The 25,030-nt window shown below is 72.1% G+C and carries 25 protein-coding genes; 14 read left to right on the forward strand and 11 right to left on the reverse strand.

Annotated elements, in window-relative coordinates:
• The first annotated feature begins 1 nt into the window (after position 1).
• Positions 2–1,606: an amidohydrolase family protein gene (locus ACIPPS_RS03890; protein WP_401426438.1), complete on the forward strand. Its 1,605-nt coding sequence runs from the start codon at positions 2–4 to the stop codon at positions 1,604–1,606.
• A gap of 148 nt (positions 1,607–1,754) precedes the next feature.
• Here the strand turns inward: ACIPPS_RS03890 and mptB are convergent, their stop codons facing one another.
• Positions 1,755–3,326 carry a polyprenol phosphomannose-dependent alpha 1,6 mannosyltransferase MptB gene (gene mptB / locus ACIPPS_RS03895; protein ID WP_401426440.1) on the reverse strand — a complete coding sequence of 524 codons (1,572 nt, stop codon included), beginning with the start codon at positions 3,324–3,326 and terminating at the stop codon, positions 1,755–1,757.
• 98 nt (positions 3,327–3,424) lie between these two features.
• Here mptB and ACIPPS_RS03900 point away from each other — a divergent pair, with 98 nt between their 5' ends.
• The 7 genes from ACIPPS_RS03900 (at position 3,425) to ACIPPS_RS03930 (ending at position 10,830) form a co-directional block, all read left to right on the forward strand.
• A complete protein-coding gene (locus ACIPPS_RS03900) occupies positions 3,425–4,636 on the forward strand; it encodes a pyridoxal phosphate-dependent aminotransferase (RefSeq protein WP_401426443.1) in 1,212 nt (403 codons plus the stop codon).
• Positions 4,637–4,751: 115 nt separating this feature from the next.
• The gene (locus ACIPPS_RS03905; RefSeq protein WP_401426446.1) at positions 4,752–5,147 is read left to right on the forward strand and encodes a hypothetical protein; all 396 of its coding nucleotides are present in this window, start codon (positions 4,752–4,754) and stop codon (positions 5,145–5,147) included.
• Between the two features lie 144 nt (positions 5,148–5,291).
• Complete coding sequence (locus tag ACIPPS_RS03910) at positions 5,292–6,410, forward strand: hypothetical protein (RefSeq protein WP_401426448.1); 1,119 nt, start codon at positions 5,292–5,294, stop codon at positions 6,408–6,410.
• Entirely contained in the window at positions 6,407–7,585 is a 1,179-nt protein-coding gene (locus ACIPPS_RS03915; protein WP_401426451.1) for a toxic anion resistance protein, read from the forward strand. Before ACIPPS_RS03910 ends, ACIPPS_RS03915 begins: the two co-directional genes overlap by 4 nt.
• Positions 7,582–9,225 carry a substrate-binding domain-containing protein gene (locus ACIPPS_RS03920; protein WP_401426453.1) on the forward strand — a complete coding sequence of 548 codons (1,644 nt, stop codon included), beginning with the start codon at positions 7,582–7,584 and terminating at the stop codon, positions 9,223–9,225. The genes ACIPPS_RS03915 and ACIPPS_RS03920 overlap by 4 nt, the downstream gene beginning before the upstream one ends.
• Positions 9,212–9,805, forward strand: a complete 594-nt coding sequence (locus ACIPPS_RS03925; RefSeq protein ID WP_401426454.1) for a hypothetical protein — start codon at positions 9,212–9,214, stop codon at positions 9,803–9,805. The genes ACIPPS_RS03920 and ACIPPS_RS03925 overlap by 14 nt, the downstream gene beginning before the upstream one ends.
• A 101-nt stretch (positions 9,806–9,906) precedes the next feature.
• A complete protein-coding gene (locus ACIPPS_RS03930; RefSeq protein ID WP_401426455.1) occupies positions 9,907–10,830 on the forward strand; it encodes a poly-gamma-glutamate hydrolase family protein in 924 nt (307 codons plus the stop codon).
• A gap of 135 nt (positions 10,831–10,965) precedes the next feature.
• Here the strand turns inward: ACIPPS_RS03930 and ACIPPS_RS03935 are convergent, their stop codons facing one another.
• Positions 10,966–12,792 (reverse strand): phosphoenolpyruvate carboxykinase (GTP), encoded by a 1,827-nt coding sequence (locus tag ACIPPS_RS03935; protein WP_401426457.1) that lies wholly within the window; start codon positions 12,790–12,792, stop codon positions 10,966–10,968.
• 195 nt (positions 12,793–12,987) lie between these two features.
• Here ACIPPS_RS03935 and ACIPPS_RS03940 point away from each other — a divergent pair, with 195 nt between their 5' ends.
• Positions 12,988–13,659 carry a hemolysin III family protein gene (locus ACIPPS_RS03940; protein WP_401426459.1) on the forward strand — a complete coding sequence of 224 codons (672 nt, stop codon included), beginning with the start codon at positions 12,988–12,990 and terminating at the stop codon, positions 13,657–13,659.
• Positions 13,660–13,681: 22 nt separating this feature from the next.
• On the opposite strand, the gene ACIPPS_RS03945 is transcribed toward ACIPPS_RS03940, so the two are convergent.
• Genes ACIPPS_RS03945 through ACIPPS_RS03955 form a run of 3 tightly spaced genes read right to left on the reverse strand, consistent with a single transcriptional unit; the run spans position 13,682 to position 15,913 of the window.
• The gene (locus tag ACIPPS_RS03945) at positions 13,682–14,710 is read right to left on the reverse strand and encodes a glycoside hydrolase family 26 protein (RefSeq protein ID WP_401426461.1); all 1,029 of its coding nucleotides are present in this window, start codon (positions 14,708–14,710) and stop codon (positions 13,682–13,684) included.
• 1 nt (position 14,711) lies between these two features.
• The gene (locus ACIPPS_RS03950) at positions 14,712–15,380 is read right to left on the reverse strand and encodes a vitamin K epoxide reductase family protein (RefSeq protein ID WP_401426464.1); all 669 of its coding nucleotides are present in this window, start codon (positions 15,378–15,380) and stop codon (positions 14,712–14,714) included.
• Positions 15,381–15,409: 29 nt separating this feature from the next.
• Entirely contained in the window at positions 15,410–15,913 is a 504-nt protein-coding gene (locus ACIPPS_RS03955; protein WP_401426467.1) for a DUF5949 family protein, read from the reverse strand.
• A 150-nt stretch (positions 15,914–16,063) separates the two neighbouring features.
• Between ACIPPS_RS03955 and ACIPPS_RS03960 the strand changes: the two genes are divergently transcribed.
• Positions 16,064–16,462: a tyrosinase family oxidase copper chaperone gene (locus ACIPPS_RS03960; protein ID WP_401426469.1), complete on the forward strand. Its 399-nt coding sequence runs from the start codon at positions 16,064–16,066 to the stop codon at positions 16,460–16,462.
• Positions 16,446–17,312: a tyrosinase family protein gene (locus ACIPPS_RS03965; RefSeq protein ID WP_401426472.1), complete on the forward strand. Its 867-nt coding sequence runs from the start codon at positions 16,446–16,448 to the stop codon at positions 17,310–17,312. The genes ACIPPS_RS03960 and ACIPPS_RS03965 overlap by 17 nt, the downstream gene beginning before the upstream one ends.
• A gap of 55 nt (positions 17,313–17,367) precedes the next feature.
• Here ACIPPS_RS03965 and ACIPPS_RS03970 read toward each other — a convergent pair whose 3' ends face one another.
• The 6 genes from ACIPPS_RS03970 to ACIPPS_RS03995 all read right to left on the reverse strand — a co-directional run bounded on the left by ACIPPS_RS03970 (position 17,368) and on the right by ACIPPS_RS03995 (position 21,587).
• The gene (locus ACIPPS_RS03970; RefSeq protein ID WP_401426474.1) at positions 17,368–17,649 is read right to left on the reverse strand and encodes a chaplin; all 282 of its coding nucleotides are present in this window, start codon (positions 17,647–17,649) and stop codon (positions 17,368–17,370) included.
• Positions 17,650–17,938: 289 nt separating this feature from the next.
• On the reverse strand, positions 17,939–18,412 hold the full coding sequence (locus tag ACIPPS_RS03975; RefSeq protein WP_401426476.1) for a hypothetical protein: 474 nt from the start codon (positions 18,410–18,412) through the stop codon (positions 17,939–17,941).
• A 201-nt stretch (positions 18,413–18,613) separates the two neighbouring features.
• Positions 18,614–19,561 carry an LPXTG cell wall anchor domain-containing protein gene (locus tag ACIPPS_RS03980; RefSeq protein WP_401426478.1) on the reverse strand — a complete coding sequence of 316 codons (948 nt, stop codon included), beginning with the start codon at positions 19,559–19,561 and terminating at the stop codon, positions 18,614–18,616.
• A gap of 392 nt (positions 19,562–19,953) precedes the next feature.
• Entirely contained in the window at positions 19,954–20,217 is a 264-nt protein-coding gene (locus ACIPPS_RS03985) for a hypothetical protein (RefSeq protein ID WP_401426480.1), read from the reverse strand.
• Between the two features lie 248 nt (positions 20,218–20,465).
• Positions 20,466–21,089, reverse strand: a complete 624-nt coding sequence (locus ACIPPS_RS03990; RefSeq protein ID WP_401426482.1) for a hypothetical protein — start codon at positions 21,087–21,089, stop codon at positions 20,466–20,468.
• A 258-nt stretch (positions 21,090–21,347) separates the two neighbouring features.
• Positions 21,348–21,587, reverse strand: coding sequence for a chaplin (locus ACIPPS_RS03995; protein ID WP_401426484.1), 240 nt, complete (start codon positions 21,585–21,587; stop codon positions 21,348–21,350).
• 535 nt (positions 21,588–22,122) lie between these two features.
• On the opposite strand from ACIPPS_RS03995, the gene ACIPPS_RS04000 reads away from it, so the two are divergent.
• From ACIPPS_RS04000 to ACIPPS_RS04010, 3 genes are read left to right on the forward strand one after another with little or no spacing between them, the layout of a single operon-like run.
• A complete protein-coding gene (locus ACIPPS_RS04000) occupies positions 22,123–22,434 on the forward strand; it encodes a hypothetical protein (protein WP_401426486.1) in 312 nt (103 codons plus the stop codon).
• A 1-nt stretch (position 22,435) separates the two neighbouring features.
• The gene (locus tag ACIPPS_RS04005; RefSeq protein WP_401426489.1) at positions 22,436–23,593 is read left to right on the forward strand and encodes a glycosyltransferase; all 1,158 of its coding nucleotides are present in this window, start codon (positions 22,436–22,438) and stop codon (positions 23,591–23,593) included.
• Positions 23,590–25,029 carry a sugar transferase gene (locus ACIPPS_RS04010; protein WP_401426491.1) on the forward strand — a complete coding sequence of 480 codons (1,440 nt, stop codon included), beginning with the start codon at positions 23,590–23,592 and terminating at the stop codon, positions 25,027–25,029. The genes ACIPPS_RS04005 and ACIPPS_RS04010 overlap by 4 nt, the downstream gene beginning before the upstream one ends.
• The last annotated feature ends 1 nt before the right edge of the window (position 25,030 follow it).

A 25,030-nucleotide genomic window follows, 5' to 3' on the forward strand; every position in this document is an offset into this window, starting at 1 on the left:
CATGGACCTCGTCATCCGCGACGTGGACGTCGTCGACGGCTCCGGCGGCGACGCGTACCGCGCCGACGTCGCCGTCGACGGCGGCCGTATCGCCGCCATCGTCAAGGAGGGGGCGGCGGCGGGCTGCCGGCGCCCCACCGCCCGCCGCGTCCTGGACGCCGAGGGCCTCGCCCTGTCCCCCGGCTTCATCGACATGCACGCCCACTCCGACCTCGCGCTGCTGCGCGACCCGGAGCACACCGCGAAGGCCGCGCAGGGCGTGACCCTCGAAGTGCTCGGCCAGGACGGTCTCTCGTACGCCCCGGTGGACGACCGCACGCTCGCCGAGGTACGCCGGGCGATCACCGGCTGGAACGGCGACGGCTCCGACATCGACTTCGACTGGCGCACGGTCGGCGAGTACCTGGACCGGCTGGACCGGGGCATCGCGGTCAACGCGGCCTACCTCGTCCCCCAGGGCACGGTCCGGATGCACGCGGTCGGCTGGGACGACCGCCCGGCGACGGAGGCCGAGACGGACCGGATGCGGCAGCTGGTCGCCGAGGGCCTGGAGCAGGGCGCGGTCGGCATGTCGTCGGGCCTCACGTACACGCCCGGTATGTACGCGAAGGACGCCGAACTCGCCGAGCTCTGCAAGGTCGTGGCCCGGTACGACGGCTACTACTGCCCGCACCACCGCTCGTACGGCGCCGGTGCGCTGGAGGCGTACGAGGAGATGGTCGCCCTGACCCGCGACGCGGGCTGCGCGCTGCACCTGGCGCACGCGACGATGAACTTCGGCGTGAACAAGGGCAGGGCCCCGGACCTGCTGGCGCTCCTCGACGGAGCGCTGGCGGCGGGCGCGGACATCACCCTGGACACGTACCCCTACACACCGGGCTGTACGACGCTGGCCGCGGTGCTCCCGAGCTGGGCGGCGGAGGGCGGCCCGGAGGCGCTGCTCGCGCGCCTCCGGGACGACGCGACGGCCGAGCGGATCCGCCACCATCTGGAGGAGATCGGCTCGGACGGCTGCCACGGGGTGCCGATGGAGTGGGACACGATCGAGATCTCGGGCGTGAGCGACCCGGGCCTGGCGTCCTGCGTGGGCAGGACGATCGCCCAGTCCGCGCGGATGCGCGGCGAGGCGCCGTGGGTGACGGCCCGCCGTCTGCTGATCGACGACCGGCTGGGCTCGACGATCCTCCAGCACGTCGGCCACGAGGAGAACGTCCGCGCGATCATGCGCCACCGGGTGCACACGGGCGGCTCGGACGGCATCCTCCAGGGCTTCAAACCGCACCCGAGGGCGTACGGGACGTTCCCGCAGTACCTGGGGAAGTACGTACGGGAGGAGGGCGTCCTCTCCCTGGAGGAGTGCGTGGCCCACCTGACATCCCGCCCGGCGGCCCGCCTCCGCCTCCCGGACCGGGGCCTGGTCCGCGAGGGCTACGCGGCGGACCTGGTCCTCTTCGACCCGAAGACGGTGGCGGCGGGCTCCACGTACGACTCCCCACGCACCCTCCCGGTGGGCATCCCGCACGTCCTGATCGACGGCCGCTTCGTCATCGAGGACGGCAGACGTACCTCGACCCTGGCCGGCAGATCGATCCGCCGAACCCCCTGACCGGTCCAGCCGACGGCGGCGGGCACTCCGTCCAGGAGCGCCCGCCCGCCCCGCCTCCGTGTGTGCACGGAGATCCGCCCAGGGGTTGCCCCCGTGGTGGGCGATCGTCCCGGGGGGGCGGGACGGGTGGGCACACGGGACGGCGCCCTTACGGGCGGGTCCGCTCCCTGCGCCCGCCCACCAGGGGTACGGCTCCCCCGAGGACGTGCCCTTCCCGAGGGGCCCGCCGCACCCCCACAAGCCCCGCCCCCACGAGCCCGACCCCCGCCACGGCCCCCGCCATCACGAACCCGTACCACGGCGTCGCGCCCGACAGCGCCGTCTCGTAGACCAGCGCCCCCGAGAGCACCGCCAGCACCTGCCCCCACCGGCCGTCCCACCCCACCACCGCCACCACGCACACGCCCCACAGCAGGTACCACGGCTGGACCATCGGTGAGAGCGCCACCAGCGCCACGAGCGCCAGCCCCAGCCCCCGCACCGGATCGATCCGCCCCTGCCACGACCGCCACGCGAGCGCCAGGACGAGCGCCACCGCCACCGCGAGGCCCAGCTTCTGCACGAGGCCCTTCACCGGGTCCGGGTCGTCCGCGAGCAGCAGCCCGAGCCCCTGGCCCACGTCGCTCGTCACCGACAGCGCGGTGTGGATCGCCCCGGCGACGCTCTGCGTCCGCAGCCACCCGAACCCGGTCCCGGCGGCCACCGTCGCGCCGACGGCCACCGCGCCCGCCACGAGCCCCGGCAGCACCAGCCCCTTCACCACACCCCGTACGCCGCCCTGCGCCCGCGCGACCATCACTCCGATGAACAGCAGCGCCACCGCCGCGGGCGACTTGATCATCATCGCCAGCCCGACCAGCACGCACCCGAGCACCCACCGCCCCCGCGTGGCCAGCAGCACCCCGCCCAGCATGAGCCCGATCATCAGCCCGTCGTTGTGCATCCCGCCCACGACGTGGATCAGGAGCAACGGATTGAGCGCCGCGAGCCACAGGGCCCCCGCCACCCCCGCATCCGAGCCCGCACCCCCGGCCGCGTCCCCGCCCCCGAAACCCCCACGCCCGCCCGCGAGCCCCCGCACCGCCCACACGATCAGCGCAAGCGCGGCGAGCGCGATCAGCCGCATCCCGAACACCGCCGGAACGATCTCCCCGCCCGTCACCTTCACCACGGCCTGCGCGAGGACCAGGAAGACCGGACCGTACGGCGCCGGGGTGTCCGTCCAATGCCCGCCGACGCTCGCCGCCGCGTCCACGCCGAGGTCCCCGGGGCCCAGGACCGACGGTCCCGCGCCGTACACGTCGTACCCCTCCAGGACCATGGCGCCCTGGGCGATGTAGCTGTAGACGTCCGCGCTGTACAGCGGAGGCGCGAGCACCAGCGGCGCGGTCCACCACCCGAGGGTCACCACCACGGCCCGCGCCCGCGCGTCCCGCACGCCGGTCGCCCCGCCCACCCGGCGCGCCGCCTCCCGGTCCTCCCCGTCCGACCGCCCCGCACGCCTCAGCAGCACCCCGTACCGCCACCACGCCGCCACGAGCACGGTCAGCCCCAGGTACGCCAGGGCGGCGCCGGCCGTCGTCAGGGCCGAGCCCCGGGGCGCCCACAGCCCCCACGGCTCGCGCTCCGGCAGCGACCCGGCCGCGTACCCGCCCACGGCGATCGCGAGCGCCCCGACGGCACCCGCCCACCGGCAGCCGGCGGCACTGAGAATCCACATGACGCGCCAACCTACCCGCCCGCCCTCCCCACCCCGATTCCGCCCGACGTGTCCCAAAACACGAGGCGCCCCGCGCGACCCGGCCGTAAGCTCTCGACATGCAGGTGATCCAGTCCACGAAGCTCGCCAACGTCTGTTACGAAATCCGGGGCCCGGTGCTCGAAGAGGCGATGCGGCTGGAGGCTGCGGGCCACCGCATCCTCAAGCTCAACACCGGCAACCCGGCCGCCTTCGGCTTCGAGTGCCCGCCGGCGATCCTCGAGGACGTCCTGCGCAACCTCGCCGACGCGCACGGCTACGGCGACGCGAAGGGGCTGCTCGCGGCCCGGCGCGCGGTGATGAGCCACTACGAGACCAAGGGCATCCCGCTCTCCGTCGAGGACATCTACCTCGGCAACGGCGTCTCCGAGCTGATCCAGATGTCGATGCAGGCGCTGCTCGACGACGGTGACGAGGTGCTGGTCCCCGCTCCGGACTATCCCCTGTGGACCGCCTCGGTCTCCCTGGCCGGCGGCACGGCCGTGCACTACCGCTGCGACGAGCAGGCCGACTGGATGCCGGACCTCGCCGACATCGAGCGGAAGATCACCGACCGCACCAAGGCGATCGTGATCATCAACCCGAACAACCCGACGGGCGCCGTCTACGACGACGAGATGCTCCGTTCGCTCACCGAGATCGCCCGCCGCCACAACCTGGTCGTCTGCTCGGACGAGATCTACGACAGGATCCTCTACGACGGGGCCACGCACACCCCCACCGCCGCCCTCGCGCCCGACCTCCTCGTCCTCACCTTCAACGGGATGAGCAAGAACTACCGGGTGGCCGGCTTCCGCTCCGGCTGGCTCGCGGTCTGCGGACCGAAGGCGCACGCCTCCTCGTACATCGAGGGCCTCACGATCCTCGCCAACATGCGGCTGTGCGCCAACATGCCGGCGCAGCACGCGGTGGCAGCCGCCCTCCAGGGCCGGCAGTCGATCGAGGACCTGGTGCTGCCGGGCGGGCGGCTCCTGGAGCAGCGGGACGTGGCGTACGACCTGCTGACGCAGATCCCGGGCGTGACCTGTGTGAAGCCGAAGGGCGCGCTGTACCTCTTCCCCCGGCTCGACCCGAGCGTCTACAAGGTCAAGGACGACCGTCAGATGGTCCTGGACCTGCTGCGGGCCGAGAAGATCATGGTGGTGCACGGCACCGGGTTCAATTGGCACGAGCCGGACCACTTCCGGATCGTGACGCTGCCGAACGCGGCGGACCTGGCGGACGCGGTCACCCGGATCGGCACGTTCCTGGACGGCTACAGCCAGCCCTGAAGGGGTGTCCCGCCGATCAGGCCGGGCCCCTGACCGCGGCGACCTTCAGACCGCACTCAACTTTAGATTGAATCTAAGCTAGGATGGATCCAGAGATACTCAGGAGGCCATCCCCATGTACGAGCCGATCCGCACGAAGTCGGTCCACCGGATGGCCGACGACGACCAGCACGCGTACCCGCACCGCTCCCGCGAGGAGGAGCTGGACATCCAGCTCGCCGGACACCTCGCCGCGCTCCTCGCCGTCACGGACGAGCTGGGCGACACGGAGGCGGGCGATCTCATCGCCCGGCAGGTCGCGCGGCTGCGTGGAGCGCCGCCCGCCCGGCACGCGGGGCTGAGCGGTTCGAACACCCCCGCACTCCATGAGCGCGCCCACGCCCTCGCGGGCCGCGCCCTGGTCGTCGCCGCCTCCCGGGCCGACACGGCCGCCGCGATCCTCGCCGCCGAGCGCATGGACGCGCACACCGAGGCGCTGACCTCGCCCGACCGGCTGGTCAGCACCCCCTGACGGCCTCGGCCCGCGCGCGTGACCGCCGCGCGGGCCGGGTGCCACCCCCTTCCGGGCCCCGCACATCCTCCCCACACCCCCCGTACTCCGGTTCCGTACCGGGATCACCCCTTCACCCCTCGTCCACCCAACTCCCCCAGGAATGTGGGCTTCCGCGAGCAATCTGCCCGCGTGAGACGCATCCTGGGAATCGTCCTGGCCGTCCTGCTCCTGGGCGGCGTGGCCGCCGTCCTCGTGGCGGGCGGCGACAAGGACAAGGGCACGGCAACGAAGACCGTGCGAGGAGTGATCGGGTCGGAGAAGGCGGAGTTCTTCGCCGACCCCAAGGTGGTGCAGGCCCTGGCCGACGAGGGCTTCACCGTGCGGACGGAGACCTCCGGGTCCTGGGACATGGAGGAACTGCCCCTCAAGGGCTACGACTTCGCGTTCCCGTCCTCCAAGGCCCCCGCCGACGAGCTGCGCGCCAAGAACGGCGTGAAAGCCGCCGCGCCGCGGCCCTTCTACTCGCCCCTGGTCGTCGTCGCCCACCGGGGCGCCGCCGAGGTCCTCGCCGACAACGGCCTGGTCGCGTTCCGGCCGGGGGGCCAGACCGGCACCCTGCGCATGGAGCCGTTCCTGAAGGCCGCGAAGGCCGACCGGACCTGGCAGCAGCTGAAGGGCTCGGCGGGACGGCCTGAGCTGAGCGGGACGGTGTTCATCACCTCGACCGACCCCATCGCCTCGAACTCCGGCGCGCTGTACCTCGCCGCCGCGAGCTTCGTCGCCGACGGCGGCAAGGTGGCGGGCGACACGGCGGGCGTCGACCGCACGGCGCCGCTGATGCGCAAGCTGATCGAGGTCCAGGGGGCCCAGCAGTCCAGCTCCGACGCCCCGTTCCGCGACTTCATCAGCGGCGTCGGCAACCAGCTGGTGCTCGTCTACGAGTCCCAGGTCACCTCCCAGCTCCTCGCCAAGCGGCAACTGGGTGACCTCGTGGTGCTCTACCCGGACACCACGGTGATCAGCGACCACACCGTCGTCCCGCTCACCGACGCCGGCCGCGAGCTGGGTGAACTCCTCACCTCAGACAAGGAGTTGCGTGAGCTCGCGGTGCGCCACGGCTTCCGTCCGCAGGGCGCCGCCGCCGAGTTCACGGCCGCGACCGCGGACCTCGCCGACCGCATCAACCAGAATCTGACCGGGGTCCGCCAGGCACCCGTGCCCACCAGTGAGGTGCTGCACGAGATGGCACGGCGGGCCCGCAACCAGGGGGACACCGCATGACCACGCCCGACCCTGCCACCGCCCAGCTGGTCCTGACCCCGCCGGAGCCGGTGCCCCCGGTCCGCGCCGAGCAGGCCTCGGGTCTGGTGCCGCTGGACGAGACGGTCCGTACGGAGATGGGCCGGCGCGCGGTCGAGTACGTCGACTCGCTGGCCGGGCTCGACACCCGCTCGCCGGAGTTCGCGGGCCGCATCGGGGAGATCGCGGCCCTCGGGGCCGGCGAGATGCGCAGCGCGGCCGCCCAGTCGAACCGGATGCTGGACCGCACGGTCCGCTCGCTGAGCGAGGGCGGCGGCGACGCGCAGTCCCGGGTCGGCTCCTCGCTCGTCGAGCTGCGTCGCACCGTCGAGGACCTCGACCCGCGTGACACCCCCGGCAAGGGTGCCCGGCGGTTCCTGTCCAAGCTGCCCGGCGGCAACAGGCTGCGTGACCATGTCGCCAGGTACGCCTCCTCGCAGGGCACGTTGACGAAGATCGTCAGCACGCTCCGCGGCGGACAGGACGAACTGCGCCGTGACAACGCGGCGTTGCAGACCGAGCGAGCGCGGCTGTGGGAGACCATGGGCAAGCTCCAGGAGTACGCGGTGCTCACCGAGGCCCTCGACGCGGCCGTCGAGGAGCGCGTCGCGCTGACCGTCGACCCGGCCGCGGCGGACGCCCTGCGCTCGGACGTGCTGTTCCCCGTCCGCCAGAAACACCAGGACCTGTTGACCCAACTCGCGGTCTGCGCGCAGGGATACCTGGCGATGGACGTGGTTCGCCGCAACAACGACGAGCTGATCAAGGGCGTCGACCGGGCGGCGACGACCACGGTCTCGGCGCTGCGCATCGCGGTCATGCTCTCCTCGGCCCTGGAGAACCAGCGCAAGGTGGCCGAGCAGGTCGACGTGTTGCGCTCGACGACCGAGGACCTGATTCGCGGCAACGCGGAGATGCTGGCGACCCAGAGCGGCGAGATCCAGCGGATCGCCGCCGACCCCGCGGTGGGCGCGGAGACCCTGCGGTCGGCGTTCCAGCAGATCTACCGGACGCTCGACGCGATCGACACGTACAAGGTGCAGGCGACCGAGTCCATGGCGGCGACGGTGGCGTCCCTGACCGACGAACTCCACACGGCGAGCGCCTACCTGGCCCGCACCCGCCGTACGAGCGCGCTGGAAGGCGGCCTCACATGAGACCCCGACAGACGCGAACCCGGGGCACCGGCTCCCTCCCCCGTCGCGCGACCGCCTCCGCCCTCGCCCTCGCCCTCCTGGCCGCCCTGACCCTCGCCGCCTGCACCGACAGCGGCGGCAACGGCAGCGGCAGCAGCGGGGGTACGGGTGACGACGGAGCCGGCTCCCCCCACACCCTGCGCGTCCTCGCCTCCTCCGAGCTCTCCGACATGGAGCCCGTCCTCGAAGAGGCCCGAAAGGCCACCGGGGTCACGGTCGAGCCGACCTACGTCGGCACGCTCGACGCCGTCGAGCAGATCGCGTCCGGCGCGGCGGAGAAGTCGTACGACGCGGTCTGGCTCTCCTCCAACGACTATCTGCGGCTGCGCCCCGACACCGCGAGGAAGATCACAGCCGAGACCCCGATCATGACCTCGCCGGTCGCGCTCGGCCTGCGCCCGCAGACGGTGAAGGCGCTCGGCTGGGATCCGGCCGAGGTGACCTGGTCGCAGATCCACCGGGCCGTCGTGGAGAAGAAGCTCGGCTACGGCATGACCGACCCGGCCCGCTCCAACTCCGGTTTCACCGCGCTCGTCTCGATCGCCTCCGGCCTCTCCGGCGCGCAGTCGGCGCTCACCGAGAAGGACGTCGCCGCGGCCACCCCGAAGCTCAAGGAGTTCTTCGGCGGGCAGCACCTGACCTCCGGCTCCTCCGGCTGGCTGGCCACCGCGTGGGCCCGCCGTACGGACGTCGACGCGCTGATCAACTACGAGTCGGTGCTGCTCAGTACGGGCAAGGAACTCACCGTCGTCCGCCCGGTCGACGGTGTCGTCACCGCCGACTACCCCTTCACGCTGCTCACCGCGGCGGGCCCGGACGCCAAGCAGGCGGCCGCGCGCCTCACCGCCCATCTCCGTACCCCGGTCGCCCAGCGGATGATCACCAACCGGACGCTGCGCCGCCCGGTCGTCCCCGGGGTGGAGCCGGCGAAGCCGCTCACCACCGACCAGCGCCGCGAACTGCCCTTCCCGGGCAGCCGCGCCGTCGCCGACGGCCTCCTCGACGCGTACGAGAACAAGCTCCGGCGGCCCTCGCGCACCGTCTACGTCCTCGACACCTCGGGCTCCATGGAGGGCGAGCGGCTCGCCCGGCTCAGGTCGGCCCTCGCCGAGCTGACCGGGGACTTCCGGGACCGTGAGACGGTCACCCTGATGCCCTTCGGTTCGGCGGTGAAGCAGCGCGAGGTCCGGACGTACACGGTCGATCCGGCCGCCCCGACGAAGGCCATCGACGCGATGCGCGCCCAGGCGGGCGGGCTCTCCGCCTCGGGCGGTACGGCGATCTACTCCAGTCTCGAAGAGGCGTACGGCCATCTCGGCGCCGCCACCGGCGCCCAGGGGCGCGGCGACGGCGGCACCTTCACGTCGATCGTGCTGATGACGGACGGCGAGAACACCGACGGCGAGCCGGCCGGCGCCTTCGACGCCTTCTACCGGGAGCTGCCGCCCGCCCAGCAGCGGACGCCGGTCTTCCCGATCGTCTTCGGGGACTCCGACCGCGCCGCCCTCGGCCACATCGCGAGCCTCACCGGCGGCCGGCTCTTCGACGCCACCCAGGGCTCGCTCGACGGAGCATTCGAGGAGATCCGTGGCTACCAGTAATCCGGTCGTGCGGTACCTGGAGTCCCGCAAGAACCTCACCGGCAGCGCCTGCGGCATCGCCGGCATCGCCCTCTCCTTCACCGGCGCGGCGGGCTCGCTCTGGTCCGTGGTCGTGGTGGCGCTGTACGCGGCGGGGGCGCTGATCGCCCCGCCGGAGCGGCCGCCCGCCCCCGCGTTCCCGAACGCCGAGGAGCAACTGGACGCGCTGCGCGCGGACTTCGCGACGCTGCGCGCGTACCTCGCCGAGGTCGAGCTGCCCCCGGCCGCGGCCGAGCGCCTCACCGAGTGGGACACGCTCGTCGAGGCGCTCCTCGAACCGGGCTGGGTCACCGACCCGGAGCACCTGCGCGTGCTGGCCCGCGCGGTGCGCCAGGACGTTCCGGAGGCCGTGGACACCTTCGTACGGACCCGGTGGTGGAGCCGCGTCACGCCGGGGGCGGAGCCGCCCGAGCGTCATCTCGGACGTCAGCTGGCGGCGCTGCGCGAGGAGGCGGGGCGGATCGCCGCCGCCCTCCAGGACGCGGAGGCGATCCGGCAGGAGGCGCACACCCGGTATCTGGAGGAGCGCGGCAGGTCCTGACCTGACGGGCCGTGGGGCGCGATGTCCGGACGTCACCGGGCCGCACCGCTTCTGCCCGAAAAGATCCACCGGCCACGATCACCATCGGTTATGTTCCGGCCATGACCACGGATCACTCTGACGCCTCGCGTTCCGCCTCCCGCCGTACGGTGCTCACCGCGTTCGCCGCGGCGGCCGCGGTGGGCTCGCCGCTCCTCGCCCAACTGGCCGCCGCCACGCCCGCCCACGCGACGCTGGCCACCCCCGGGGTCGAGTACACCTCGAACACCGCCCTGTACCGGGAACTGGCCGGACAGGAGGGCACCACCTTCAGCCGCCGCTTCCGCCGGCACGAGCAGTTCGACACCTCGATGACCACCGCCGCCCCGGTCCGGCGCACCGCGATCCTCGCGCTGCACGGTGGCGGCATCGAGATCGGTACCAGCGAACTCTGTCTGGGCATCGCCGGATACAGCCCCGGCGACGCGGCGGGCGCCCCGATCCTGCCGACCGTGCACGACTACTGGATGTTCGAGGGCCTGCTCTCCAGCGGCAACAAGGAACTGCACGTCACCTCGAAGAACTGCGACGACCATGTCGCCCTGTCGACGGCGGCGAGCCACCTCAACGTCCTCAGTCTGCACGGCTGCAAGTTCGACCAGCTGAGACTGCCCACTGCCACCTACCCGCCGACCGGCGACCGCCGGGTGGCCGTGGTCGGCGGCCTCAACAAGGCCTTCCGCACGGCGCTGGTGCAGGAGCTGAACGCGGCGGGCTTCCCGGCGATCGACTCCCTCGCCCCGGCGTGGGCCACGCTGCTCTCGGAGTTCAACGGCGACCACGCCACGAACCCGTGCAACAGGACGATGCTCGGCGCGGGCGCGCAGCTGGAGCTCACCACCGAGCTGCGCGAGAGCCTGTTCGGGGACCCGAGCAGCCGGGGCGGCCGGGCGGAGACCTGGGACAGCAACGGCGAGTTCGTGAAGTTCCGCGACGCGTGCCGCCGGGCGATCGCCACCGTCGAGGCGGGCCAGCCGCTGCTCTGAGGTGGCGAACGCACCGGCCCCCGGAGCCGTGAGGGGGCTCCGGGGGCCGGTATGCATCGTGGCGGGCCGTTCGTGACCCCACTGGTCAGGGCGGTGTTCGGGGCGCCCCGCCACGAGTCTTCGGGGGTACGGGGCTCAGCCCAGGCGCTCGACCAGCGCGCGGTACTCGTCCCACAGCTCCTTCGGCGTGTGGTCACCGAAGGTGTTCAGGTGCTCGGGAACCAGGGCGGCCTCCTCGCGCCAGACGTCACGGTCGACCTTGAGCAGGAACTCCAGGTCCTCCGCCGGCAGGTCCAGGCCCTCGGTGTCGAGCGCGTCGGCGGTCGGCAGGATGCCGATCGGCGTCTCGACGCCCTCGGCCTTGCCCTCCAGGCGCTCCACGATCCACTTCAGGACCCGGCTGTTCTCGCCGAAGCCGGGCCAGACGAACGTGCCGGCCTCGTTCTTGCGGAACCAGTTGACGTAGTAGATCTTCGGCAGCTTGGCCTGGTCCGCCTCGGCGCCGACCTTGATCCAGTGGGCCATGTAGTCGCCCATGTTGTAGCCGCAGAACGGCAGCATGGCGAACGGGTCGCGGCGCAGCTCGCCGACCTTGCCCTCGGCGGCGGCGGTCTTCTCTGAGGCGACGTTCGCGCCGAGGAAGACACCGTGCTGCCAGGTGAAGGACTCGGTGACCAGCGGCACGGCGGAGGCGCGGCGGCCGCCGAAGAGGATCGCCGAGATCGGCACGCCCTTCGGGTCCTCCCACTCCGGCGCGATGGTCGGGCACTGGCCGGCCGGGACGGTGAAGCGGGCGTTGGGGTGGGCGGCCGGGGTCTCGGACTCCGGCGTCCAGTCGTTGCCCTTCCAGTCGGTGAGGTGCTTGGGCAGTTCCTCGGTCATGCCCTCCCACCACACGTCGCCGTCGTCGGTGAGCGCGACGTTGGTGAAGACGGAGTTGCCCCACAGGGTCTTCATGGCGTTGGCGTTGGTGTGCTCGCCGGTGCCGGGCGCGACGCCGAAGAAGCCGGCCTCGGGGTTGATCGCGTAGAGGCGGCCGTCCTCGCCGAAGCGCATCCAGGCGATGTCGTCGCCGATGGTCTCGACCGTCCAGCCGGAGATCGTGGGCTCCAGCATGGCGAGGTTGGTCTTGCCACAGGCGGACGGGAAGGCGGCGGCGACGTACTTCGCCTCGCCCTGCGGCGGGGTGAGCTTCAGGACGAGCATGTGCTCGGCGAGCCAGCCCTCGTCACGCGCCATGACGGAGGCGATGCGCAGCGCGTAGCACTTCTTGCCGAGCAGGGCGTTGCCGCCGTAACCGGAGCCGTAGGACCAGATCTCGCGGCTCTCGGGGAAGTGCGAGATGTACTTCGTGGAGTTGCACGGCCACGGCACGTCCTCCTCGCCCTCCGCGAGCGGCGCGCCGAGGGTGTGGACGGCCTTGACGAAGAAGCCGTCGGTGCCGAGCTCGTCCAGGACGGCCTGTCCCATGCGGGTCATGGTGCGCATGGAGGCGGCGACGTACGCGGAGTCGGTGATCTCGACACCGATCGCGGAGAGCGGGGAGCCGACGGGCCCCATGCAGAAGGGCACGACGTACAGGGTGCGTCCGCGCATCGCGCCGCGGAAGATCCCGTCCTCACCGGCGAAGAGGGCCTTCATCTCGGCCGGGGCCTTCCAGTGGTTGGTCGGGCCCGCGTCCTCCTCCTTCTCGGAGCAGATGAAGGTCCGGTCCTCGACACGCGCGACGTCGGACGGGTCAGAGGCGGCGTAGTAGGAGTTCGGGCGCAGCGTCGGGTCGAGCTTCGTGAACGTTCCCTTGGCGACGAGCTCCTCGCACAGGCGCTCGTACTCGGCCTCGGATCCGTCGCACCAGACCACCCGGTCCGGCTGCGTGATCTCGGCGATCTCGTTCACCCAGGCGACCAGTTCCTGGTGCTGGGTGGGGACGGCGGTGGTGGGAGCCGCGTTGTCGCGCGCCACGATTGCTCCTTGATGAGGGGTTTTTTGATGTCTGCCCCGTGGGGGCTGCGACCCGGATGCGTCGTAGCTGCTCATCCGGTGCCGACCACACTCATTTGATCATCCGACGCATGCGCCCATATGTCCAGAGGGCCGCACACGTGAGCATCGCCACTCGTATCCGGGACCTACGGGGGCGTAGGTAGCATTCGGTTCATGACTTCTGCGATGCCCTCGGTGAACGAGATCGAGCAGTTCGTGAAGCCCCGGCTCAGGGGCTGGCTGCATGCCGGGATGTTCCCCGCCGTGATCATCGCGGGGCTGGTCCTGGTCGCCCTCGCGGACTCGCCGCGTGCCCGGATCGCCTGTGGCGTGTACGTCCTCACCGCCTGCCTGCTCTTCGGCATCAGCGCGCTCTACCACCGGGGCGAGTGGGGACCGCGTGGCGAGGCGATCCTGCGGCGTCTGGATCACGCCAACATCTTCCTGATCATCGCGGGCACCTACACCCCGCTGACCCTGCTGCTCCTGCCGGACTCGACCGGGCGCCCGCTCATGTGGGCGGTCTGGGTCGCCGCGGCGGCGGGCATCGCCTTCCGGGTCTTCTGGGTCGGCGCCCCTCGCTGGCTGTACACGCCCTGCTACATCGCGATGGGCTGGGCCGCCGTCTTCTTCCTGCCCGACTTCATGCGGGCCGGCGGCATAGCCGTCCTGGTCCTGGTGGTCGTCGGCGGACTGCTCTACAGCGCGGGCGGGGTCATCTACGGCATCAAGCGCCCGAACCCGTCCCCCCGCTGGTTCGGCTTCCACGAGGTCTTCCACTCCCTGACCCTCGCGGCCTTCATCGTCCACTACGTGGGCATCTCGCTGGTCGCCTACAAGGCCTGACCCGGCGCACCGGCCGCTGTGCTCACGGGCCGCCCGGCACTCCGAGCGCGCCCCTGACGACCTCGCCGGACTCCGGATTGTCCGCGCACCCCCACACTCCGTGAGGGCAGTAGTCCGTGAACGTCTGGTAGACGGGCCGGTGCCGGGCGAACCAGTCGAGCATCCCCCGCACGTACGCCGGGTTGTCCCCGTTGCGGAAGAGCCCCCACTCCGGATACGAGACGGGCTTGCCGTGCGCCGCCGCGAACGCGACATGGTGCGCGAGCCCGAACTCCTCCGTCACCTGCTCCTCGAAGCCGAGCCCCTCGGGCTGGTCGTAGGCGTCGAGCCCGATGATGTCGACGTACGCGTCGCCCGGGTAGCAGCGCGGCCACTCCACGGCGTCCCGCCCCCGGCTCGCGGTGAAGTCGAAGCGGAACCGCTGCCCCGGCACCCCCCGCAGCACCCCCACGACCCGCTGCCAGTACGCCTTCCAGGCCTCGGGGTCGGGCCCGCAGCGGTGGCTGTAGGTGGTGCCGTTCATCTCCCAGCCCAGGACCAGGACCGCGTCGGAGAGCCGGTGCGCGACGAGCCGCTCCCCCAGCGTGCGGAAGTGCCCGTCGTACGCCCCCGTCGCCCCGCGCCGCAGACCGGCCCTGACCTCCTCGTCCGGCAGCCCCGCCTCGCTGCGGTCGAGCAGCGGCACGTTCAGGACGAAGAGCCGCCCGGGCCGCTCCTCCTTCCACCGCGCCCACGGCTCGAAGAGCTCGGGGTGGCCCTCGATGTTCGACCACCGGTCGCCGGGGAGGTAGGTGTGCCCGACGGTCAGCGAACCGCCGCCGAGCCAGCGCTGCACGTCCGCGATCCGGGCCACCCCGGTCGCGTCGGAGCCGGTGAAGAACCCGGACGGAACGTTCCAGCGCTCGGGAACGGACCCGACGCCGGGCTCGGCGGTCCCGGGCCCCGGCTCGGAGCCGTCCGGCGCGAGCCGCCCACCTGGCAGGACGACCAGCGCGAGAACGGCCGCGAGCAGCACGGTCAGTGCGGCCCGCGGCCAGGAGAGGAGGGTCACGTCAGCTGGTCCAGAAGTCCCACCAGCGCGTCAGGATCAGCATGCCGATGATCCCGATGTGCAGCACCGGCAGGGCGAAGGTGAACTCCTCGAAGAACCCCTTCACGGCCGCCGGCGCCGGCAGCACGCCGGTCCGGACGTTGTGCGAGGTCACGTACCAGAACATGACGAGCGTGGCCGTCCAGGCGAGACAGCACCAGAGGCAGAGCGCGTTGATCTCGTACAGCGACTGGTACATCAGCCAGGTGCAGAACCCGACGCCGAAGAGCATCCCGGCGTTCAGGCCGAGCCAGAACCAGCCCTGGTAGCGGGCCCCGGCGAGCACGCCGGCGCCGATCGCGACGACCATCGCGTACGTCACCAGACCGAGCATCGGGTTCGGGAAGCCGAACACCGCCGCCTGCTCGCTCTTCATGATGTTGCCGCAGGACACCACCGGGTTGAGGCTGCAGCCCGGCTGGAAGTTCGGGTCCTCGAGGAGCTTGAACTTGTCGATCGTGATCACCCAGCCGGCCAGCACGCCGGCCGCCCCGGTGATCACGAGGAGCAGGCCGAGCGCCCGGCTCGCGCCGACCGTCCCGGCCGCCTCCGGCAGCGCGTCCCGGCGCTGCCCCGGCACCGATCCCGGTCCCGGTCCCGATCCCGGTCCCCGTACGTTCACCGTCGCCATGCCGCCACCCCCTCTCCCTCGTTCTCCGCTCAGCCCTGCAGGCGCCGGACCGGCAGCAGGACGTGTGCGGCGGCCGCCACGACCTCGTCGTCGGTGACGAAGGACTTCAGCTTCTCCTCGGTGACCGCCTCGCCGGGCACCGCGTCCGGCCAGGGGCGTACCGAGCAGATCAGGTAGGCGTGCCCGTTCTCCTTGACGGCCGCCTCCCACTCCGCGGGAACCGGGCACTGCGCCTTCATGAACGGCAGCGTGAGCACCGCGCGCTGTGCCTCGACGAGCAGGTGCGCGCCGGTCCCGCGCTCCTGGGAGGCGTCGACGACACGGTCGCCGATCGGCAGGCCCATCCCCTCCAGGGCGGCCCGCATCGCCTCCTCGCCGGCCTCGGGGCCGTCACGGCCGTCGCCGAGCGAATACACCATCAGAAAGGGGGTGACGGGGGTGTCGGCGGTGGGGCCGATGGTCCACGGAACGACGGTGAGCGTTCCCAGCGGATTGTCGCTGCGCGCCGCGGAGACGACGTTTGGAGTGGTCATGCATCGGGATGCTAGTGGTCGAACGACCGGCGACCGGCGCCGAATTCACTCGATCGGCCGACATTCCACCGTCTGACATTTCACTCGGAACGAAGTCGGGATTCCATCGTTGTGCCCTGAGGGCATTCTCCGACCACTTGGAGATCATTCATGATCGTCCCGCGCCGTGTCGCCTTGCGGTCCCTCTTCACCGTGGCCGTCGCCGCCTTCACCGGCGGCGCCCTGGCCCGCATCGTCACCACCCCGCGCGAGCGCTCCGCCCGCGCCGCCTCGGACACCTCCTTCGACGAGATGTACCGCGGCCGGCACATCCGGGGCCTGGCCGGCCCCTCGGGCGAGCAGCTCGTCCTCGTCGACGGCCGGCCGCTCCATGTGATGCGCCGCGCCGACGGCGGCTTTCTGACCCCCATCGACCACTACGAGTCCCATACGACACCGCTGGCGGCCACCCGCGCGGCCGTGGACGAGCTGGGGTCCGCCCCGCTGACCCGGTACGCCGCCGCCCACGGCGTCCGTCCGGGAGGGAGCCCGCGTGGCGTACACACGTAAGAACCAGCACGATCTGACCAGAGCCGAGCGGCGGACGTTCGTCTCCGCCGTCCTGGAGCTCAAGCGCCGGGGGACGTACGACGAGTTCGTCAGGACGCACATCGACTACTACGTCGCCGACGGGGACGACCGTCTGCGCGTGGCCCACATGACGCCCAGCTTCCTGCCCTGGCACCGCAAGTTCCTGCTGGAGTTCGAGCGGGCGCTGCGCTCCGTCGACCCGAGCGTCACCGTCCCGTACTGGGACTGGACCCAGGACAACACCCCCGCCGCCTCCCTGTGGAACGAGGACTTCATGGGCGGCAACGGCCGCCGGGCCGACCTCCAGGTGACGACCGGGCCCTTCGCGTTCGCGGCCGGACGCTGGACGGTCAAGCACAACATGACCGAAGGACAGTTCCTGACCAGGGACTTCGGCCGCCCGCAGGACCCGATCACGCTGCCGACGAAGGCGCAGCTCGACACCGTGATGCGGGAGACCGTGTACGACGAGGAGCCGTGGAACTCCACCAGCCGGGCGGGGTTCCGCAACGCGCTGGAGGGCTGGTCCCCGGGCCGGGGCAACGACCGCTTCCGGATCCACAACCGGGTGCACCGCTGGGTCGGCGGCATGATGCTCGGCGGCGCCTCCGTCAACGATCCGGTCTTCTGGCTCCACCACTCCTTCGTCGACCGGCTCTGGTCGCTCTGGCAGGCCCGCAACCCCCGGGCCGGCTACCTCCCGACGGAGCCGCCGCGACTGGGCGAGTCGCAGTACCGACGGATCGCGGCCCGCGACGAGAAGATGGGCCCCTGGGGCGTCACGCCGGCCTCGATGCTCGACCACAGCGCGATCTACCGGTACGCATGACGCGAACGTCCCCCCGGCCGGTCGGCCGGGGGGACGTCAGGACACGAGCGGAACGTCAGGCGCCGTAGCCACCGTCGCGGTGGTGGTCGCCCTGACCGTCGATGTTCGCGCACTGGTTGCCGAACGCCGGGTTGATCAGCCCGATGACGGTGACGGTGTTGCCGCACAGGTTGACCGGCACGTGGACCGGGACCTGGACGAGGTTGCCCGAGGCGACACCGGGCGAGTGGGCGGCGACGGCGCCGGCGCCGGAGTCGGCGACGGCCAGGCCGGCTCCGCTGAGGGCAACGGCACCCGTGCCGGCGAGGACAGCGGCAGCCTTCGCGATGCGAGACATCAAGAACTCCTTGGACGTGGAAAGGCGACCGCGAGATTCACGGCCGACGTTCCCGTTCAACGCCGAATTGGCGTACGGGTCACGGCCTTTAGGCCGGACGGGAGAAAATGGCGAGGGAAGGCCCGCAGAACCGGTGGGCCGCCCGCCGTCGGATACGACGGAACGGACCCGGATCTGCGGGCCACGGCCATGCGACCAGCCTTCAGTTGTAACGAGCAACGACCCCTCGGGTGGCGGGGAAGAATCGTGTCTTCACCCGCCGGGTCATTGGTCGTACAAACGAACGCCGTCAGGCCGTCGGCTGCGCCAGGCCCAACTGCGAGCCCAGCGCTCCGCGCAGTGCCGGAGTGACGACTCCGACCTCCGGCACGGCGAGGTCCGGCAGCCCGAGCCGGTCACCGCGCGGCGTGACGACCGGGTTGCCGACCACGGCGCCGGGGGTGGTGGCCGCCATCTCCGAACGCGGGGTGGTGAACAGGGCCTCGCCGGGCTCGCTGCCCTCGACGACCTCGGGCAGCGGAGCCGCGAGGACGGTCTGCGGGAGGGTGCTGGTGAACGGCACGCGCGGCAGGCTGACGTCCGGCAGCCCGGACCGGCCCTTCTGGAAGCCGGTCGGCCCTCCGGGCACGGGCAGCGGGACACCACTGGCCACCGTGGGGGCGTCCATCGGGATCAACGGCTCCAGCCCCTGGAGCGGGACGACGACCGGCGCGTCGGCGGCGACGGCGGGAGAGGCCATGGCCGCGGAGGCGAGAGCGGTCATGAGGATTCCCATGCCGGCGTGAGAGCGCAGATTCATGACTGCGTAGGCCCTTCAGAGCAGGTGTCGACGGTACTGAGGTACTGCGCCCTGACAACGAGCCCGGCGGAGGGAACGTCGCGAAATTCGCCTGTGTGCAGCAACGCGGAAGGCCCCCACCGGTGACGGCGGGGACCTTCGTTGACGTGACGTCGGTACGGCGGGTCAGCCCTGCGGCTCGCCCCGCCTGATCCGCCCGGCACGCAACCGGAGCGCCGAGCCGCCGACGAGCAGCGCGGCACTGACGGCGGCCAGGCCCGTCGTCGAGGCCTCACTCCCGGTCTCGGGCAACTGCGGCGCACCGGGCCCACCGGGAGCGGACGGCGGCGTGGAAGAAGCAGGGGGCCCCTCCGGCCCACCGGGCACGTGAGGCGTACCGGGCCCCTCGGACGGAGGCGTACCGGGGGTCTCGGGGTTGCCGGGGGTCTCGGGGTTGCCGGGGGTGCCGGGAGTCTCTGGGGTACTGGGGGTCTCGGGGGTACTGGGGGTCTCGGGGGTACTGGGCTCACCGGGGGTGCCGGGGTTCTCAGGGTTGCCCGGGTTGCCGGGGTTCTCGGGGTTCTCCGGGTTGCCGGGGTTCTCCGGGTGACCGGGGTTGCCAGGGTTCTCGGGGTGACCCGGGTTACCGGGCTGCTCGGGGTTCTCCGGGTTGCCGGGGCTCTCCGGGTGACCAGGCTGCTCGGGGTTCTCCGGATTCTCCGGGTGACCCGGGTTCCCGGGATTCTCCGGCTGGTCCGGGTTCCCGGGGTTCCCAGGCTGATCCGGGTTCCCCGGGTTCCCCGGCTGGTCCGGGTTGTTGGGCTGGTCCGGGTTGTTGGGCGGGGTGGGGGGTTCGCCGTCCGGGGTGGCGTCGTCGCCGTAGCCGCCGGGCTCCTCGTCGTCCGCCTCGGCGCAGACGTCGCCGTCCGGCGCCGCGGCGCTCGCCGCGAGGCGGCCGGGGTCGCCGCACAGGCTCTCGGGAAGGGGGACCTGAAGGTGCCGGCCCGTGCCGGGTGCCGGGGAAGCGCCCACGGCGCTCGGGGAGTTCGCCGCCATCGCGGCGCCCCCGGTCAGCGACAGGATGCCCGCCGTGGCCGCGACGGTGAACAGTTTGCGGCTGATGGTGGATCGCATACCGCTCTTCCTTCCAGGAAAGGGAGAGACCGGAGGGGATCCCCCCTCGCTCCGACCGGCCTGTTCCGCGCACGCAGTGCGTCAGTGACTGACGGACTGGTTACGGAACGTCAGGCTCAGGGACACCGGGGCAGCTGCGCCGCTTCGCCAAGGGCCGACCTTCCGTGGGGGGTCGGCGAGAGCCTAGGGAGCGGCACACTTCGGGAGCCGGGACCACACGGCGGCCGATGCGAGAATCATTCGATCAGCCGATCACTGTGGGTGACGGCGTGCGCCCGGTCAGAACGTCCGCTCGGGACAGGCGGAGCGAGGGGTCCATCCAGGAGGGTCGGGACCGCGTGCGCGGTCCGCCGCGCCAGGGACGTGCGCGGTGGGGCGATGCCGCGTGTGCGTCAGCCGCCGAGGGGGAGGCCGCCGAGCAGCGGGGCCTTCTCGGTCGTCTTGTTCAGCTGGTTCGCGGTGTCCCCGACGGTCTTGACCACGGAGCCGTCCGTGGTGCTGCTCAGCGCGTCCGTCTTCAGGCCCTCACTGGCGAGCGTCGCGAGGCCACCGTTCAGGCTGGTGGGGGTCAGCGCCTCGGCGGCCATGGCGGGCGCGGCCGCACCCAGGGCCATCACAGAACCGGCGACGACCGCGGCAACCTTGGTGGGCTTCATGAAACAAGTCCTTCCTCTGTGGCGTCACTGTGCAAGCAAGTCGCTTGCCGTACAGGCCTCTTGGCCGATTCCTGTACGTCGTACTGCCTTCTGTAACGAGAGGTGCGCTCGCCGGAAACTCCGGGAGGAAGGATTTCTCTCCACTGCACTCGAATGATGAACGCGGTCCTATTTGCGCACCGGACAGCCGAACGCCGTGCCGTCCGGCGGGAGGCCGGGCGGCACGGCGTGGGTGGTGCGGACGGCGACTACCCGGCAGGCAGCGGCGTCGCCGGCAGCCCGGGGGTCGTGACCGTCGGCGTCGCCGGCACCTCGGCAGCGGCAGGCAGCGAGGGCGCCGCCGGGAGGGCCGGGGTGGCGGGCAGTCCGCCGCCGAGGAGGCCCAGGACCAGGTCGATCAGCGAGGTCAGGGTCCCGGTGACCGTCGGGATGACCCCGAGGGGGTTGCCGGAGGTGACCGAGGCGAGCAGGTCGGCGACCGCCTTCTCGATGGCGGCGAGGGCGTCGGTGACGACGTCCGCCGGTGCCGCCCTGGACGCGGGCGACGTCGCCGGGGCAGCGGCCTTGGCGGCCTCCACGGCCGTCTCGACCTCGGCCCTGAGGGCCTCCGCGTCGGCGACGGGGATCTGGCCCCCGTCCGCCCGAAGGACCGTTTCGAGGAGGTCCGTGACCGGTGCGGGCACCGAGCTCACCTGACCCAGGGCCTCGGTCCGGGCGAGCAGCGCCGCGGCGCCCGGCAGGGGCGCCTGCACCGACGGGGCGGTGGTACGGGGCGTGTGGTGGTCGTCGGCGAGGGCGGGTCCCGCCGCGCCGAGGGTGATGGCGGCGGATATCGCCAGGGCAGTGATGCGGCTCAGAGCCAGGGGACGCATATTTGTTCCTTTTCCGTATGCGTCGGACAACAGCTCCCCCACCGTGCCCAGCACCCATAGCGGTACGCAACCGAAAGACTACGGAGCGCCACCCCCTCCGTTCGGGTGAATCCACACCTCTGACCTGGTCCCCCGAGGGGCGTACGCCGTTGCACCGGGCGGCGCACGTGGGTGCGTCCGAACGAGCAGAAGGCCGGCGCGCCACCCCGAACGGGGGGGCGCGCCGGCCTCGGAAGGAACACGATCCGGCGTGCGAGATCAGGCGTTGACGCAGGTGTTGCCGAAGCTCGGGTTCAGGGCGCCGATGACGTTGACGGTGTTGCCGCACAGGTTGACCGGCACGTGGATCGGGGCCTGGACCAGGTTGCCGGAGAGGACGCCCGGGGAGTGCAGGGCCGCGCCCTCGGCGCCGGAGTCGGCGGTGGCGACGCCGGCGGCACCCGCGACGGACGCGGCGACACCCACGGACAGGACTACAGCCTTCGCGATACGGGACATGGAGAAGCACTCCTCGATAGTTGGCAGACCACTGGGACGGCACGGACGGTTTCGTCCGACTCCCTCAACAACGCAGCGGCAATTCATCGGTTGCTCTCCCGAACGGGTGACGTTCAACCGATCTTTGGGCCATAAGAGGGCCATTCGAGCAGGTGGCCAAGGAATGGCGCAACACGCACAACGACGAAACTGCCGAGCGGATACGGGAGTTAGCGTTGGCGAGCATCTAATGCTTACTATCGCCCGGCATCGGGGTTATAACGTTCCCGAGCGTTGCTTCCGGTCCAGCCGCGCGTTCACTCATTTCGCACGGTCGACATCTCCCACTCCCCCGGTCTTCACGGGTGTTCCCTTGCTTCTCTCATCAAAGCGGAGAACCTGTATGCGGAATTCAGCGGTTCGTGCTGTGCGCCGCGGCCTGTCGTGTGCGGCCCTGCCGGCCGCCGCCGCGCCCCACACCTACAACTCCAGCAGCGCGGAGGTCCGGGTCCCCGGGGGCTCCCGGGTCGGCCGGGTGCTGTCGGGACAACGGGGAGTGGTCGCCTATGACGGCGACAGGGGCACTTCCCGGGATTACCTCGTGGTGGAAACGGGCCGGTCGAATGCCCTGCTCTCGGATTCCGCCAATTCCACGAACGACGTGATGAACTCCAGCATCACCGATTTCGGAGCCGGTCGGATCGAACGACTTCCGGCTCATCGGAACACCCTGGGGTACGACTCCGACGTCTTCGATCTGGGGGGTGCGCCGCGCCATGGAGCCGACCGATTCCACGTCCGCCTCGGCGCCCGCCAGGGCGGCGTCCGGCTCGGGGCGCTCTTCCTCCAGGCGGACGTCCGGCGCTGACGTGCTGTCCTTCTCCGTTCTGCACGCGGTCCAGCCCGGTGACGGCGGGGTCGCGCGGGTCGTCGTCGACCTGGTGCGCGCCCAGCTCGGCGCGGGACTGCGGGTCGCCGTCGCCTGCCCGCCCGACACCCCGCTCGCCGAGGCCGTACGCGCGGAGGGCGCCGGGCTCTTCCCGTGGCGGGCCGGGCGCGACCCGGGTCCCCGGCTGGTCCGCGAGACCCGCGAGCTGGCGCGGGTGATCCGTACGGTCGATCCCGTACTGGTCCACGCGCACAGCGCCAAGGCCGGGCTGTGCGCGCGACTCGCCCTTCGGGGACGGGTTCCGACGGTCTATCAGCCGCACGCCTGGTCCTTCGAGGCGGTCGGCGGCACGGTCGGCGCGCTCGCCCGCCGCTGGGAGGTGTGGGCGTCGCGCTGGACGCACCGGATCGTCTGTGTCAGCGCGGCGGAACGCCGTACCGGCGAGGCGGCGGGTGTCCGGGCGCCGTGGTCGGTCATCCACAACGGTGTCGACGTGGCGCGGTTCGCCCCGTCCGGCACGGACGAACCCGAACCCGACCCCGACACCGACCCCGACGCCGACACCGGGGACGCCGCCGGGCCGATCGTCGTCTGTGTCGGGCGGCTCTGCCGGCAGAAGGGGCAGGACGTCCTGCTCGCCGCCTGGCCCGCCGTCCTGGACCAGGTGCCCACCGCCCGGCTCGTGCTGGTCGGCGAGGGGCCCGACGGGGAGCGGCTGCGGGCCGCCGCTCCCCCGTCCGTGCGCTTCACCGGCAATGTCGACGACACCGCGCCCTGGTACCGGGCTGCCGATCTCGTCGTGCTGCCGTCCCGTTGGGAGGGCATGGCGCTCGCGCCCCTGGAGGCGATGGCGAGCGGCCGGCCCGTCGTGGTCAGTGACGTGGACGGGGCTCGCGAGAGCCTCCCGCCCGGCCACGAACCGCTGTGCCTGGTCCCCTCCGAGGACCCGGCCGCCCTCGCCGCCGCCGTCGGCCATCTGCTCGGCCGGCCGGAGCAGCGGCGAGCCCTGGGCCACGAGGCCCACGAACACGTACTCAGCAGATTCGATGTGCGGCGCACCGGCGCGGCCGTGGCGGACGTGTACCGCGAGCTGGCCGGAGTGCAGTGCACCGAGCACAGAGAGCCGATTTCGCCGTGACTACGGAAAGCACCAGCGTTCCTCCTTCACCGGGCCCCTGGCCCCCGGCGACCCGGGGCAAGCTCCCCGGGCTCGCCCCCCTCGCACCGTGGCGCGGTGGGTCGGACCGGCTGGCGCTGCCACCGCGCCGCCGTGCTCCGAAACGGCTCGCCGCCGTACCGCTGATCGCGGCCGACGCGCTGGCGGTGCTGCTCGCCGTCGGGCTGCTGCCCGAACCACAGCGCGGGCCGAAGCTGTTCCTGCTGGTCGCCGTCTGCGTCGTGGTCCTGGACGCCCGGGCGGGGCTGCACCGGCCGGCCGGTGCGCGGGCCGTCGTACTGGACGAACTGCCCGCGCTCGCCGCGCGGGCCGGGGTCGCCTGGTGCGTGGCGGCGGCGGCCGTCGCCGCGTTCGCCCCGACCCGTGCCATCGGCCCGGGCGCGCTCTGCACCGCGTACGCGACGCAGCTCGTCGCGGTGTGCCTGGCCCGTGCCGTGGTGCACGCCCGGCGGCGGCGTACGGCCCGGGCGCATCCGCGCTCGGCGCTGGTCGTCGGTGCGCCGGCGGCCGCCCGCAGGTTCGCGGCGGCGCTCGCGCAGCACCCTGAGTACGGCATCCGGCCGGTCGGGATCGTCGGTGCGCGGCCGGACGCGGAGCCCGGTCTACCGGTCCTCTCCTCGGCCGAGGAGATCCACCGCGCGGTCATCCAGAACACCGTGCGCGACGCGGTGTTCCTGACCGACGACGACGACATGGTGACGCTCTTCCAGCACTACGGCTGCGCCACCTGGCGGGTGGGCGGCGAGGGGCGCGGCGGCGCGATGGGCGACCACCTGTGGGGGTACGCCTGTCGGCGTCTGGTCCCGTTGGGCGAGCGTCCCGGGCTGACCGCGAAGCGGGCGCTCGACGTGGTCCTGGCCGGTCCGGCGCTGGCCCTGGCGCTGCCGGTGCTGCTGCTGTGCGCGCTGGCGGTCCGGCTCACCGACGGGCCCGGGGTGCTGTTCCGGCAGGAGCGGGTGGGGCAGAACGGGCGGCTGTTCACGCTGCTGAAGTTCCGTACGCTGCGCCCTGCCGACGAGACCGAGTCGGCGACGCGGTGGAGCGTCGCCAACGACCGGCGGATGAGCGTGGTCGGCGGCTTCCTGCGGAAGTCCTCGCTCGACGAGCTGCCGCAGCTGTGGAACGTCCTGCGCGGGGACATGAGCCTCGTCGGGCCGCGGCCCGAACGGCCGTACTTCGTCGCCCAGTTCAGCCGGATCCACGAGGGGTACGCGGACCGGCACCGGATGCCGGTCGGGCTGACGGGTCTGGCGCAGGTGCACGGGCTGCGCGGGGACACCTCGATCGAGGACCGCTGCCGTTTCGACAACCACTACATCGAGCACTGGTCGCTCTGGCAGGACGTGCGGATCCTGCTGCGCACCGCGGCGGGCCTGGTCCGGCCGGCGGGGAGCTGAT

It is taken from the genome of Streptomyces sp. NPDC090127 (assembly GCF_044746945.1).
GTDB lineage: Bacteria > Actinomycetota > Actinomycetes > Streptomycetales > Streptomycetaceae > Streptomyces.